General features: G+C 72.0%; 14 protein-coding genes. 8 read left to right on the forward strand and 6 right to left on the reverse strand.

Annotated elements, in window-relative coordinates:
- Positions 1-6 precede the first annotated feature (6 nt).
- Complete coding sequence (locus ACZ4N4_RS02720; protein ID WP_450759703.1) at positions 7-606, reverse strand: hypothetical protein; 600 nt, start codon at positions 604-606, stop codon at positions 7-9.
- A gap of 80 nt (positions 607-686) precedes the next feature.
- Here ACZ4N4_RS02720 and ACZ4N4_RS02725 point away from each other — a divergent pair, with 80 nt between their 5' ends.
- The 3 genes from ACZ4N4_RS02725 to ACZ4N4_RS02735 all read left to right on the forward strand — a co-directional run bounded on the left by ACZ4N4_RS02725 (position 687) and on the right by ACZ4N4_RS02735 (position 2,797).
- On the forward strand, positions 687-1,766 hold the full coding sequence (locus ACZ4N4_RS02725) for a sialidase family protein (RefSeq protein WP_467583602.1): 1,080 nt from the start codon (positions 687-689) through the stop codon (positions 1,764-1,766).
- Positions 1,767-1,803: 37 nt separating this feature from the next.
- Positions 1,804-2,532, forward strand: a complete 729-nt coding sequence (gene npdG / locus ACZ4N4_RS02730) for an NADPH-dependent F420 reductase (protein ID WP_450759699.1) — start codon at positions 1,804-1,806, stop codon at positions 2,530-2,532.
- An 82-nt stretch (positions 2,533-2,614) separates the two neighbouring features.
- Positions 2,615-2,797: a hypothetical protein gene (locus ACZ4N4_RS02735; RefSeq protein WP_467583605.1), complete on the forward strand. Its 183-nt coding sequence runs from the start codon at positions 2,615-2,617 to the stop codon at positions 2,795-2,797.
- Here ACZ4N4_RS02735 and ACZ4N4_RS02740 read toward each other — a convergent pair.
- A complete protein-coding gene (locus ACZ4N4_RS02740) occupies positions 2,787-3,497 on the reverse strand; it encodes a PhzF family phenazine biosynthesis protein (RefSeq protein WP_467583608.1) in 711 nt (236 codons plus the stop codon). The genes ACZ4N4_RS02735 and ACZ4N4_RS02740 overlap by 11 nt on opposite strands.
- 232 nt (positions 3,498-3,729) lie before the next feature.
- On the opposite strand from ACZ4N4_RS02740, the gene efeO reads away from it, so the two are divergent.
- Genes efeO through ACZ4N4_RS02760 form a run of 4 tightly spaced genes read left to right on the forward strand, consistent with a single transcriptional unit; the run spans position 3,730 to position 7,967 of the window.
- Complete coding sequence (efeO, locus tag ACZ4N4_RS02745) at positions 3,730-4,866, forward strand: iron uptake system protein EfeO (protein ID WP_467583611.1); 1,137 nt, start codon at positions 3,730-3,732, stop codon at positions 4,864-4,866.
- Positions 4,867-4,876: 10 nt separating this feature from the next.
- On the forward strand, positions 4,877-6,130 hold the full coding sequence (gene efeB / locus ACZ4N4_RS02750) for an iron uptake transporter deferrochelatase/peroxidase subunit (protein ID WP_467583614.1): 1,254 nt from the start codon (positions 4,877-4,879) through the stop codon (positions 6,128-6,130).
- A 3-nt stretch (positions 6,131-6,133) separates the two neighbouring features.
- Positions 6,134-7,018, forward strand: coding sequence for an iron uptake transporter permease EfeU (efeU, locus tag ACZ4N4_RS02755; protein ID WP_467583616.1), 885 nt, complete (start codon positions 6,134-6,136; stop codon positions 7,016-7,018).
- Positions 6,966-7,967 (forward strand): SCO2278 family lipoprotein, encoded by a 1,002-nt coding sequence (locus ACZ4N4_RS02760; protein ID WP_467583619.1) that lies wholly within the window; start codon positions 6,966-6,968, stop codon positions 7,965-7,967. The genes efeU and ACZ4N4_RS02760 overlap by 53 nt, the downstream gene beginning before the upstream one ends.
- 9 nt (positions 7,968-7,976) lie before the next feature.
- Here ACZ4N4_RS02760 and ACZ4N4_RS02765 read toward each other — a convergent pair whose 3' ends face one another.
- From ACZ4N4_RS02765 to ACZ4N4_RS02780, 4 genes are all read right to left on the reverse strand, one after another.
- Complete coding sequence (locus ACZ4N4_RS02765; protein ID WP_467583622.1) at positions 7,977-8,720, reverse strand: bifunctional DNA primase/polymerase; 744 nt, start codon at positions 8,718-8,720, stop codon at positions 7,977-7,979.
- A 93-nt stretch (positions 8,721-8,813) separates the two neighbouring features.
- A complete protein-coding gene (locus ACZ4N4_RS02770; RefSeq protein WP_467583625.1) occupies positions 8,814-9,821 on the reverse strand; it encodes a small ribosomal subunit Rsm22 family protein in 1,008 nt (335 codons plus the stop codon).
- Between the two features lie 54 nt (positions 9,822-9,875).
- Positions 9,876-11,075: a serine hydrolase domain-containing protein gene (locus ACZ4N4_RS02775; protein ID WP_467583629.1), complete on the reverse strand. Its 1,200-nt coding sequence runs from the start codon at positions 11,073-11,075 to the stop codon at positions 9,876-9,878.
- Positions 11,015-12,316: a multidrug effflux MFS transporter gene (locus tag ACZ4N4_RS02780; protein ID WP_467585296.1), complete on the reverse strand. Its 1,302-nt coding sequence runs from the start codon at positions 12,314-12,316 to the stop codon at positions 11,015-11,017. The genes ACZ4N4_RS02775 and ACZ4N4_RS02780 overlap by 61 nt, the downstream gene beginning before the upstream one ends.
- A gap of 144 nt (positions 12,317-12,460) precedes the next feature.
- On the opposite strand from ACZ4N4_RS02780, the gene ACZ4N4_RS02785 reads away from it, so the two are divergent.
- The gene (locus tag ACZ4N4_RS02785) at positions 12,461-13,459 is read left to right on the forward strand and encodes a Gfo/Idh/MocA family protein (RefSeq protein WP_453575195.1); all 999 of its coding nucleotides are present in this window, start codon (positions 12,461-12,463) and stop codon (positions 13,457-13,459) included.
- Positions 13,460-13,526 lie beyond the last annotated feature (67 nt).

Below are 13,526 nucleotides of genomic sequence, written 5' to 3' on the forward strand. Positions count from 1 at the left end.
GGGGAATTACCAGGGGGTGGGGGGCGGGGCCGTTACTGTTTCGGCCAGCCTGGAGAGGCGGTCTCGGAAGCGGCGGTGGGTTCTCGGGGAGGGGCCGTTCTCCCCCGTCGCCGCGCTGACCAGGTGCTGGACCGTGTCCAGGTCCAGTTCCGCGCCGTCCGGGACCGTGAGCGTCTCGTGGGCCATCGCCGTCAGCGCGTCGTCGGCCGTGGTGGAGAGGGCCAGTACCGTCACCCCGGCCCGGCGGGCGGTGTGCACGTGGTCCAGGAGCGGTGCCGATCCAGCCGGCGCCACCACCAGCAGCGTCTCGCCCCGGCGGGCCGCCTCGATACGGCCGGGGCCGACCGCGAGGTGCGCCGGGTCGGACGGGCGCGCGTCGTGTCGTACGAGCGTCGGCGCCAGTTCCGGCGTACCGGACCACGCGGCCTCGTCCACCAGGTGCGCGGCGAGATGCCACGGCTCGTACTCCGGCGTGCCCAGCAGCAGCAGTCCGCCGCCGTGCGTCACCACCGAGCCCCGCAGCGCGCCCGCGAATCTCCGCGTCGCCCCCAACCACTCGGTCCCGGCGAGCACTTCACGCAGCAACGCGACCCGTACGGCGTCCATGCCCCCGCATACTGCCGCAATCGGTCACTCGTGACGCGGAGTTCACCCCGAATTCGCCCGACCAGGGGAGAAGGCGGCCCATGAGCGACGTAGAAGCAAGCATTCCCTTTCGCGCGGGCACCGAGGGCTACGCCAGTTTCCGGATCCCGGCCGTGGTGGTCTCCCGGGCGGGCACCGTGCTCGCCTTCTGCGAGGGGCGGGTCAACTCCGGCGCCGACTACGGGCACATCGACGTGGTGCTGAAGAGGTCCGGCGACGGGGGGCGTACCTGGGGGGCGCTCCAGGTCGCCGCCAGGAACGGCAGTGACCTGGCCGGCAACCCCGCCCCCGTCGTCCTGGACACCGGCCGGATCCTGCTCGTCCACGTCCGCAGCGCCGCCTCCGCCACCGAGGACGCCATTCTGCGCGGGCAGGTGTCGGACGCCGACGGGCGCCGGGTGTGGGTGCAGCACAGCGACGACGACGGGGTGACGTGGTCCGCTCCGAAGGAGATCACCAAGACGGTGAAGAAGGCCGGGTGGCGGTGGTACGCGACCACCCCCGGGCACGCCATCCAGCTGCGCGCGGGGCGGGTCGTCGTGGCCGCGAACCACACCGTCGCGCCCGCCGGGACCGACAACGGCACCGAGGGCAAGTACAACAGCGGCCACTGCCTGCTCAGCGACGACCGGGGCGAGACCTGGTACCTCGGCTACATCGACGAGAACACCAACGGCTACATCAACGTCAACGAGACCACCGCCGCCGAACTTCCCGACGGACGCGTCTACTTCAACACCCGCAACGACTCGCCGTCCCCGGGCAACCGGGCCGACGCGCACTCGAAGGACGGCGGGAAGACGCTGGTGAAGCCGTTCCGGCCGCAGGCCGGGCTCACCGCGCCGGTCTGCGAGGCCTCCGTACTGCAACTGCGGGATCCGGACCTGCTGCTCTACTCGGGCCCCGCCGACCCCGCCACGCGCGCGCTCATGACGATCCGTGCCTCCGGCGACGGCGGTACCACCTGGCGCCCCGTCTACCCGCTCGACGGCCTGCCCGCCGCGTACTCCGACCTGACCCGGATCGACCCGGCCACCGTCGGACTGCTGTACGAGACCGGGGACTTCGGCGCGTACGAGACGATCACCTTCCGCCGGGTGCCCGTGAACCGGCTCACCTGACCGGGTACGGCCGCCGCCACGGACGTAGAGTCGGCCCATGACCTCTTCCGACACTTCCGACAACGCACAGCAGGCGGCGGCCGAGAAGGCTCCCGCCAAGGATCCCTGGGACCTGCCCGACGTCTCCGGCCTGGTCGTGGGTGTACTCGGCGGCACCGGCCCGCAGGGCAAGGGCCTCGCCTACCGGCTGGCCCGGGCCGGCCAGAAGGTGATCATCGGCTCCCGGGCCGCCGAGCGCGCGCAGGCCGCCGCCGACGAACTCGGTCACGGTGTCGAGGGCGCCGACAACGCCGAGTGCGCGCGCCGCAGTGACCTCGTGATCGTCGCCGTACCGTGGGACGGGCACGGCAAGACCCTGGAGTCGCTGCGCGCGGAACTGGCCGGGAAGCTGGTCGTGGACTGCGTCAACCCGCTCGGCTTCGACAAGAAGGGCGCCTACGCGCTCAAGCCGGAGGAGGGCAGCGCGGCGGAGCAGGCCGCGGCGCTGCTGCCGGACTCGCGGGTCACGGCGGCCTTCCACCATCTGTCGGCGGTGCTGCTCCAGGACCCGGAGGTCGAGGAGATCGACACCGATGTGATGGTGCTGGGCGAGGTGCGCGCGGACGTGGAGATCGTGCAGGCGCTGGCCGGGCGGATCCCGGGGATGCGGGGCATCTTCGCGGGGCGGCTGCGCAACGCCCACCAGGTGGAGTCCCTGGTCGCCAACCTGATCTCGGTCAACCGCCGCTACAAGGCACACGCCGGCCTCCGCGTCACGGACGTCTGAGTGGATGGGGGACACTGGTGGCTGCCACCGGTGTCCCCCCTCGACCGGTTCGACCGGTTCGACCGATCCGAAAGCGACCGCCATGCCCCGCCTCGCCCTCTACGCTCTCGTCGTCTGCGTCCTCGCCGTCGCCGCCGCCGTCGTCTCGTTCGTCCAGGGCAGCTGGCTGATGGGCGTCGTCTGGGTGCTGCTGACGGGGCTGTCGTCGAACATGAGCTGGTACTACGTGCGGCGCGGGCGGCAGGACACTTCGGTCACCAGCTGATCCCGGGCTGATGCTCCGCGCCCTCCAGGAGGACCCGCCCGCCGATCTCCACCCAGCCGTACGGCTGCGGTGCCGTGAGGATCTGCGAGCCCCTGCCCTGGGTGATGTTCAGGGCCCGGCCCAGCCGGTCGGTGAGCAGCAGCGCGGCCGCCCCGGTCGCCTCGTCCTCGTCGATGCCGTCGCCGCGCCCGGGAAACGCGCGGGCGCGCACCCGCCCGGCCGACTCGTCCTCCCATGCCCAGGCGTAGATCCTCCCCCGGACTTCGTCCGGGGGGACCCCCATCTCGCTTCGCTCCCCCGGTGACGGCACCGCCAGGGCCTCCACCTCGGCGGCCGTGGCGTACTGGCGCAGGGTGCACGGCGGGGCCCACTCGGGGCGCGCCTCGATCCAGCTGAACTCCCCGTCCAGCCGGGCACCGACCACGCCGGCCGGTGTGACCAGTTCGGGCACGTCCAGCAGCCAGGCGGTACCGACGCAGGGGTGGCCGGCGAAGGGCAGCCGCAGGGTGGGGGTGTAGATGTCGATCACCCCGCGCTCGGGGTCGTCGACGAACACGGTCTCGCTGAACCCGAGTTTGGCCGCCAGCGCCTGCCGGTCCTCCCGCCCGGGCAGCACCGAGCCGTCCCGGACCACCCCGAGTTCGTTGCCGTAGCCGCCGTTCGCCGCGCAGAAGACCCGCAGCACGTCGTAATCAGTCACTTCGGCATTGAAGCACTGCCGTCCTCTGCGCTCACCCGCCCATGTCATCGCCGACGCCCACCCCACTTGACCTTCTCTTGACCTTTCCTTGGTGACGACATTGGGCCACCGATATCAAGCCGTAGCTGTGATCTTTCTGTGTCTGGTCAATCCCGACCCGGCCGGGTATCAGTGAGGTAAGCCTCATGTAAGTTAGGCCAGCCTCACCACACCTCCCCCGCTTGGAGCCTGCATGCGTGCCGTCCGACTCACCGTCACCGCCGCCGCCACCGCGGCCGCTCTGACCGCCCTATCGGCCTGCACGGCGAAGAGCGACGCCAAGGGCGACGACGCGATCCAGGTCACCGCAGCCGACTCCAAGTGCGAGACGTCGGCCAAGTCCGTGCCGGCCGGACACGTCACGCTCGCCATCGAGAACAAGGGCTCCAAGGCCACCGAGGTCGAGATCCTCTTCCCGGACGACCGCATCGTCTCGGAGAAGGAGAACATCGGCCCGGGGACCAAGTACACGCTCACCGCCGAGGTGAAGCAGGGGGCGTACGAGATCGCCTGCCGCCCCGGGATGAAGGGGCACGGCGTCCGGCAGAAGCTGACCGTCACCGGCTCCGGCGCGGTCGCCAAGCGCAACCCGGCGCTCGACAAGGCCGTCGCCGACTACCGCGAGTACGCGCAGGAGCAGGCCGACGCGACGATCCCGAAGGTGGAGACGTTCGTCAACGCCGTCAAGGCGGGGAACATAGAGGCCGCCAAGAACGCCTACGCCCCCTCCCGCGTCGGCTGGGAGAGCACCGAGCCGATCGCCGAGTCCTTCGGGGACATCGACCCCAAGACGGACACTCGCGTCAACGACCTGGAGAAGGGTCAGAAGTGGACCGGCTGGCACGCGCTGGAGAAGGCGCTGTGGCAGGACAAGAAGATCGGCGCCGAGCAGAAGACCCTCGCCGACGAACTGCTCACCGACCTGAAGGACTGGCAGAAGCGGGTCGGCAAGGCCGAGATCACCCCGACCTCCATGGCCAACGGTGCCAAGGAACTCCTCGACGAGGTCGCCACCGGCAAGGTCACCGGTGAGGAGGACCGTTACTCCCACACCGACCTCAGCGACTTCAAGGGCAACGTCGACGGCGCGCAGAAGGCGTACGAACTGCTGAAGCCGGTCGCCCGGAAGAACGACGCGGCCCTGGCCACCGAGCTGGACAAGCAGTTCGCCGCACTGAACACGCTGCTCGACAAGTACCGCACGACCTCCACCTCGGACGGCTTCGTGTCGTACGAGAAGGTCACCAAGGACCAGCGCAAGGAGCTGTCCGACGCCGTCAACGCCCTCGCGGAGCCGCTGTCCAAGCTCGCCGCGACCGTCGTCAAGTAAGGGGCGCGACATGGCCGAGAAAACCAATCCTTCGCGACGCGCGCTCATCGGCTGGGGCGGGGCCGGGCTCGCGCTCGGCGCCGCCGTGGCCGGGGGCGCGGTGGCGATGACCGAGACCGGCGACGACCTGGACCCGGCCGCCGCCGAAGCCGGTGGCGCGGTCGAGTTCCACGGCGCCCACCAGGCCGGTATCGCCACCCCCGTCCAGGACCGGCTGCACTTCGCCGCGTTCGACGTGAAGACCGACGACCGGGCCGAGTTCGTCCAGCTGCTGAAGGACTGGACGGAGGCGGCCCGGCGGCTGACCGCCGGGAAGGCGATCGGCGACGGCGCGTACGGCGGGCTGGCCGAGGCGCCCCCGGACGACACCGGTGAGGCGCTCGGGCTGAAGCCGAACCGGCTGACGCTGACGATCGGCTTCGGGCCGTCGTTCTTCGAGAAGTTCGGACTGGGGGACAGCCGCCCGGCCGCCCTGGTCGATCTGCCGCAGTTCCCGGGCGACAACTTCGAGTCCGCCCGCACCGGCGGTGACCTGTGCGTGCAGGCCTGCGCCGACGACCCCCAGGTCGCCGTGCACGCCATCCGCAACCTCGCCCGGATCGGCTTCGGCAAGGTCGCCATCCGCTGGTCCCAGCTCGGCTTCGGGAAGACGTCCTCGACCACGCCGGACGCCCAGACCCCGCGCAACCTCATGGGGTTCAAGGACGGCACCCGCAACATCGCGGGGACCGAGACCGACCGGCTGAAGAAGTTCGTGTGGGTGGGCGACGGCGACGGTCCGGCGTGGATGAGCGGGGGGTCGTATCTCGTCGCCCGGCGCATCCGGATGAACATCGAGACCTGGGACCGGACCTCGCTCCAGGAGCAGGAGGACGTCTTCGGCCGGGACAAGGGCGAGGGCGCCCCGGTCGGCAAGGCCAAGGAGCACGACGCGCCGTTCCTGAAGGCGATGAAGCCGGACGCCCATGTGCGGCTCGCGCACCCCGACTCCAACGACGGGATCACCATCCTGCGCCGGGGCTATTCGTTCACCGACGGTACGGACGGGCTCGGCCGGCTCGACGCGGGCCTGTTCTTCCTGGCCTACCAGCGTGACGTACGCAAGGGGTTCATCCCGCTGCAGCGCAGGCTGTCGGCGTCCGACGCACTCAACGAGTACATCCAGCACGTGGGTTCGGCGGTCTTCGCGGTCCCGCCCGGCGTCCGGGACAAGGACGACTGGTGGGGCCGGACGCTGTTCTCCGAGTCCTCCAAGGGGGCGTGATCCGTGTTCTCCAACTACCTGATCGGGCTGCGCGAAGGCCTTGAGGCCTCGCTCGTCGTCTGCATCCTCATCGCCTACCTGGTCAAGACCGAGCGCAGGGACGCCCTGCGGCCGATCTGGATCGGCATCGCCGTGGCGGTGCTGATCGCCATGGGCTTCGGCTGCGCCCTCGAATTCGGCTCCCAGGAGCTGACGTTCCAGGCGCAGGAGGCGCTCGGCGGGTCCCTGTCCGTCGTCGCGGTCTGTCTGGTGACCTGGATGGTGTTCTGGATGCGGCGCACCGCCCGGCACCTCAAGGCGGAGCTGCACGGCAAGCTGGACGCGGCCCTCGCGATGGGGACCGGCGCACTGGTCGCCACCGCCTTCCTCGCCGTGGGCCGCGAGGGCCTGGAGACCGCCCTGTTCGTGTGGGCGTCCGTGCACGCGGCCAGCGACGGCACCCCGCGCCCCCTGATCGGCGTCGCCCTCGGCCTCGCCACCGCGGTCCTGCTCGGCTGGCTGTTCTACCGCGGCGCCCTGCGGATCAACCTCGCCAAGTTCTTCACCTGGACCGGCGGCATGCTGGTCGTGGTCGCCGCAGGCGTGCTGGCGTACGGCTTCCACGACCTCCAGGAGGCCGACTGGATCCCGGGCCTGACCAACCAGGCCTTCGACATCAGCGGCACCATCCCGCCGGACAGCTGGTACGGCACCCTCCTCAAGGGCGTCTTCAACTTCCAGCCCGACCCGACCGTGCTCCAGGTCACGGTGTGGCTGCTGTACCTGGTCCCGACGCTCGCACTCTTCTTCGCCCCGGTAGGGTTCGGCTCCGGGAAGGGGAAGGTGAAGGCACCTGATGACGCACCTGACGACCAGGGATCGCGGCCCTCGGCGGCTCCGCAGACGTGATCGGAACGCGCTCCTGGCGGTCTCGCTGACCGCCATGTCGCTGACGGCGAGCGGATGCGTGGTGGTGCACGGGGAGCGCGAGGTGCTCCCCACCACCACCCGCGCCGAGGCCGCCAAGGCGCTCAAGCAGTTCACGAACGCCTACAACAAGGCCGACAAGGCCTACGACGGCTCCCTGGACGCCGACTACACGACCGGCGCCCTCGCCGACATCGACTCCGCGCGTCTGAAGGCCGGGCACGTGAACAGCCCGAGCGGCAACTCCGGCCACTCGGCGCTGGAGTTCGACGACGTCACCTACACCATCCCCAAGAAGGCCGGCTGGCCGCGCTGGTTCCTCGCCGACGCGCACGGCAACAAGGGCGGCGACGACCGCTGGCTGCTGGTCTTCACCCGCAACAGCCTCTCCGAGCCGTTCCAGGTGGCGTATCTGACGCTGGTCGCGCCGGACGCCGTACCGAAGTTCACGACCGACAAGGACGGCTGGGCCGAGGCCGTGCCGGCCAACAGTGCCCAACTGGCCGTCTCCCCCGCCGACCTGGGCCAGGACTACACCACGTACCTGAAGAGCGGCGGCACCGTCTTCGCGGACGGCGCGCACACCAGCGGCTGGCGCACGGACCGCAAGAAGTCGACCAAGCCGGGCCTCGCGACCCAGTACATCGACGAGCCGCTCACCAACGGCGACTACGCGCCGCTCGCCCTGCGCACCACCGACGGCGGCGCGATGGTGTTCTTCACCACCCGCTACTACGCCAAGGAGACGGCGGCCGCGGGCACTTCGGTGCCGACTCCGAACCAGGACGTGAAGGCCCTCACCAAGGGCGAGATCAAGCAGTCGCTGACCATGGAGTTCGTCTCCAACCAGGTCGCCCTGGACCCGGCGGGCACCGGGAAGGTCTCGGTCCTCGGACGCATCCAGGGCCTGACCTCCGCGGAGGGTTCCTAGGGCCAGGCCCTAGCGGCGGACCGGCCAGGCGGCGCCCACCTGGTCGGACTCCTCGCCGGCGTGCCGGGCGCCGGCGTCGGTGAGGATCTCCAGGAGGGACAGCGGGTCGGGCAGCGGGTGCTCGGGGCCGCGCACCCAGTGCACCCGCCGGTCGCCGTCACCGGGCAGCCGGGCGGGCGGTACGAGGACGTACGACCCCCGGCAGTGCCAGCGCAGGCCGGGGTGCTCGTCCATGGTCTCGGGGCGGCAGTCCAGCTCGCACGGCCACCACTCGTCCTCGTCCTCGGGGGTGCCGCGGGTGAGGGTGAAGAACAGCATGCGGCCGTCGTCGCTCTCGGCGACCGGACCGACCTCGACGCCGTCCGCGAGCAGCCGGTCAAGCGCCTGCCGGCCGGCCTCCACGGGGACGTCCAGGACGTCGTGCGTCATGCCGGTCGCGGTGATGAAGTTGGCCTGCGGCTGGTGCCGGGCCCAGCGCTCGATCTGCGCGCGGTCGGTGGTGGACTGCGTCTGCCACGCGAACGACACCGGGTGCCGGGCCGGGGTGGGACAGCCGACGCGGTCGCAGGAGCAGCCGTAGCCTGGGGCGGGATGCGCGGCGGGGGCCAGCGGCAGGCCCGCCTCGGCGGCGGCGAGCAGCAGGGCCGCACGGCTGTCGGCGTCGGTGGCGGCGGCATCCCTGGGCCGCCGTCCGAGCAGCCACTGGGAGAGCTTGCCCTGCCGGCCACTACGGCCGCGGAACGTCCCGCTCATGTATCGCCTCGCCTCGCTGTGGTCCCGACAGCATGCCTTATCGTCCCATCTGGGCGTGAAGGGGGGTACGCGAGCGACAAGGGATCGCGGGAGTTACACCCTCGAACCGGGCGAACCGGGCGGCGGCCACTCGTCGCCCCAGTCCGCGTCCCGCGCCGCCTTGTACAGGTCGCCGTGGCGTTTGGTGATCGTCGTCCGGCGCAGCTGTTCGTCCCTCTCGCACAGGTCGAGGAGGACCTGGCCCTTGCGGATCTGCGGGCGCCGGACCACCCGGGCCGGTGCCGGGGCGGCCGGCAGGCGGGTGGCGGCCACATAGCTGAACTTCTCGTCCTCGTAGGGCAGTGATCCGCCCTTGACCTGCCGGTGCAGGGAGGAGCGGCTGACCCGGGCCGAGAAGTGGCACCAGTCCGTGCCGGGGACGATCGGGCAGGCGGCGCTGTGCGGGCAGGGCGCGGCGATGCGGAAGCCGGCGGCGACCAGGCGGTCGCGGGCCTCGATGACCCGGGCGTAACCCGCCGGGGTGCCGGCCTCGACGATGACGACGGTCTGCGCGGCGGTCGCGGCGGCGTCGACGAGAGCGGTGCGGGCGGCCTCGTCGAGTTCGTTGAGGACGTACGACACCGTGACCAGATCAGTGCTCTCGATGGTGAGCGCCGCTCCGATCCGAGAGCGCTGCCACACCGCCTGCCGCAGCTCCGGGTTGGCCGCGGCGATCTCCCGGCCGAGGGCCAGCGCCGGCTCGGCCCAGTCGAGCACCGTCACCGGCCGCACCCCGGCCCAGGTGTCGGTCACCGCCCAGGTCGCCGCGCCCGTCCCGCCACCGACGTCCACATGGCTTCCCGGCACCCAGCCCTCCGGCGCCGCGTCGGCGAACGCCGCCAGCGCCGCCCGTACCGCCTCGAAGGTGGCCGGCATCCGATAGGCCGCGTAGGCCACCACGTCCGCCCGGTCCCGCAGGATCGGCGCGTCGGTCGGGGTGGCCCCCCGGTAGCTGGCGATCAGCCGCTCGACGGCTCCGGCGGCCTGCTTGGGAGGAAGGCCGTCGAGGAGTTCGGCGAGCGTGGCACGGAGCCGGTCGGCCGGGGATGCGGGGTGGTTCACCCGGCGATTGTAGGGGGCTCCGGCGCCACGCCGACCGCCCGCCGGCCCGCACCCTCACACCCCCGCCGGGCTGAGGAACACCGCCCTCGCCAGCCGGGTGGCCGCCGCCGCTCTCGGGGCGCTGTCGCCCGGCCGCCGCCGTGGATGCACGGTGTTGGCCAGCAGGACCAGGAACGTGTCCGTCGCCCGGTCCAGCACCAGGCTCGTCCCCGTGAACCCGGTGTGCCCGGCCGCGCCCCGGCCCGCCAGCTCGCCCATGAACCACCGCTGGTCCACCAGGAACCCCAGACCGGGCGGGCCCAGCAGCAGGTCCACGAAGTCGGGGCCGAGGATGCGTGCCGGGCCGTAGGCACCGCCGGCCAGCAGCGCCCGGCAGAAGACGGCCAGGTCCCGGGCCGTGGAGAAGAGGCCCGCGTGCCCGGCCACCCCGCCCAGCGCCCAGGCGTTCTCGTCGTGCACGACACCGCGCAGCATGCCCCGGTCCGCCTTGGCCCACGGCCGCCGCTGGTCCTCGGTGGCCGCCGCGCCGGGGCAGGGGCCGAAGTCGGTGGCGGTCATCCCGAGCGGGCGGGTGATGCCCTCGTGGATCAGGACGTCGAGGGTGCGGCCGGTGATCCGTTCCAGGACGGACTGGAGGAGGAGCATGTTGAGGTCCGAGTAGCGGTAGGCGCCGGGCGCGCTGCTCGGGGCCTCGGCGCGCAGCAGGTCGAGGCGGGACGCGTCGTCGGGGCAGTCGTGGAGCGGGAGTTCGGGGCGCAGGCCGGAGGTGTGGGTGAGGAGCTGGCGCACGGTGATGCCGTGCACGGCGGCCGCCCGGAAGTCGGGGAGGTAGGCGCCCACCCGGGCGTCGATACCGAGGGTGCCGCGTTCGAGTTGCTGCACGGCGGCGACCGCGGTGAAGAGTTTGGTGAGGGAGGCCAGGTCGAAGGGGGTGTCGACGGTCATCGGGACCCGGGCGGCGGGCGGCAGTTCGACACCGGCGTCGGCCTCGGGGTCGTACGCGGACCAGCGCACCGCCCAGCCGGCCGCCTGCTGTACGGCGATCACGGGACCGCGTCCGGCGACCACCACGGCTCCGGCCGCCCAGGGGCGCTCACCGACGGTGAGGGCCTGCACTTCGCGCACGAGGTGCCTGAGTTCCGCGGGGTCGAGCCCGGCCCGTTCCGGTGTCTCGACGCGCAGTCTCGGTACGCTCAGCTCCCTGCTCCCTCCATCCCCGCACGTGTGTTCCCACGTGTTCTCCAGGGACGGCACATTCCCACGAAGCAGGCCAGTGCCACCAGTGCCCCTGCCAGTTGGACGATCGCCATGGGCACGGCGGTTCTCTCTCCGGCGATCCCGACCAGCGGCGAGGCGACCGCGCCCACCAGGAACGAGGACGTCCCGAGCAGCGCGGAGGCGGTTCCGGCGGCGTGCCGGGTGCGCAGCAGGGCGAGGGACTGGGCGTTGGGAAGGGTGAAGCCCATCGCGGACATCAGCACGAGGAGGGCGGCGGCGACGGGGGCCAGACCGACCGGGCCGAAGACCCCGGTCGACATGAGGAGCAGGGCGGTCGCGGCGAGCACGGTCACGGCCAGGCCCGCGCCCAGCACCCTGTCCAGGCTGACCCGGCCGACCAGCACCTTGCCGTTGATCTGCCCGGCGATCACCAGCCCGACCGAGTTGAGCCCGAAGAGCAGGCTGAAGGTCTGCGGGGAGGCGCCGTAGATCTCCTGGACGACGAAAGGGGAGGCCGATATGTAGGCGAAGAGCGCGGCGAAGGCGAAGCCGCCGGCCAGCATGTAGCCGGTGAAGGGGAGGTCGGCGAGCAGGGCGCGCATGGCGCGGACGGCGGCGGCCGCTCCCCCGGCGTGCCGGTCGGCCGCCGGCAGGGTCTCCGGGAGCTTCGTCCACACCACCACGGCGAGGACCGCGCCGACGCCGGTCAGGACGACGAACACGCCCCGCCAGTCCGTCACCCGCAGGATCTGCCCGCCGATCAGCGGGGCGACGATCGGGGCCACCCCGGAGACCAGCATCAGGGTGGAGAAGAACCGGGCCATCGCGACACCGTCGTAGAGGTCGCGTACGACGGCCCGGGCGATGACTATGCCGGCCGCGCCCGCGAGGCCCTGGGCCAAACGGAAGGCGACCAGCGTCTCGACGTTCGGCGCGAGGGCGCACAGGGCGGTGGCGGCGACGTAGACGGCGAGGCCTGCCAGCAGCGGGCGGCGGCGGCCCCAGCGGTCGCTCATCGGGCCGACGACCAGCTGGCCGAGGGCCATGCCGGCGAGGCAGGCGGTGAGGGTGAGCTGGACGGTGGCGGCGGGGGCGTGCAGGGAGCGGGTGACCTCCGGCAGGGACGGGAGGTACATGTCCATCGCCAGCGGCGGTGTCGCGGTGAGCGCGCCGAGGACCAGCACCAGCAGCAGACCGGCGCGGCGGGCGGTGGGGGTGGTCGTGGGAACGGCGGTGTCCTGGGTGTCCGGCGTCGGCGGTGCCGGCCGCTCCGGCATCTGGCGCATGTGTCCCCCCGCTCCTTCGGTTCCCGGCGGTCTCGCCCTGCGGATCCGCTCTTGTTGAACCCCGATGTCCGCCGCCTATGCTCTCAGCTCGTACGGACTGCCTGGAAACACATGAGCGAGGGTGGGGCTGCCGGGATGGCTGAGCAGAGTGTGCGGTGGGGGATCCTGGCGACCGGCGGGATCGCGGCCGCGTTCGCGGCGGATCTGGTGGATCTGCCGGACGCGGAGATCGCGGCGGTGGCCTCGCGGTCGGCGGAGTCGGCGGAGGCCTTCGCGGAGCGGTTCGGGATCGGGCGGGCGTACGGCGACTGGGAGTCGCTGGCCCGGGACGAGGACATCGATGTCGTGTACGTCGCCACTCCGCACTCGGCGCACCGGGCGGCCGCCGGGCTGTGCCTGGAGGCGGGGCGGAACGTGCTGTGCGAGAAGGCGTTCACGATCGACGCCCGCGAGGCCGGGGAACTGGTGGCGCTGGCGAAGGAGCACGACCGCTTCCTGATGGAGGCGATGTGGATGTACTGCAACCCGCTGGTGCGGCGGCTGAAGACACTGGTCGCGGACGGGGCGATCGGCGAGGTGCGGACCGTGCAGGCGGACTTCGGGCTCGAAGGGCCGTTCCCCCCTGCGCACCGGCTGCGGGACCCGGCGCTGGGCGGGGGCGCGCTGCTCGACCTGGGGGTGTACCCGGTGTCGTTCGCGCATCTGCTGCTCGGCGAGCCGGACGGGCTGTCGGCGCGAGCGGTGCTCTCGGACGAGGGCGTCGATCTCCAGACGGGTGCACTGCTCTCCTGGGAGAGCGGCGCTCTCGCGTCGGTGCACTGCTCCATAGTCGGCGGCACCGGCACCACCGCCTCGGTCACCGGTTCCCGAGGCCGGATCGACATCCCGGACGGCTTCTTCAACCCCGAGCGCTTCGTCCTGCACCGCGACGGCCATGACCCCGAGGAGTTCGCCCTGGGCCCGGCCGACGGCCCCCGCAACACCCTCCGCCACGAGGCCCGGGAGGTCATGCGCGCCCTGCGGGCCGGCGAGAAGGAGTCCCCCCTGGTCCCGCTCGCCGGCACCCTCGCCGTCATGCGCACCCTGGACACCCTCCGGGAGCAGATCGGCGTCCGCTACGCGGTTGAAGCGTAAAAGCCCCCGACGAGAGAGCGCCCCGTAGGGGCGCGGGGAACTGCGCGCCCAGCCACGACGCAGCCGC

Source organism: Streptomyces sp. NPDC026538 (assembly GCF_055567535.1).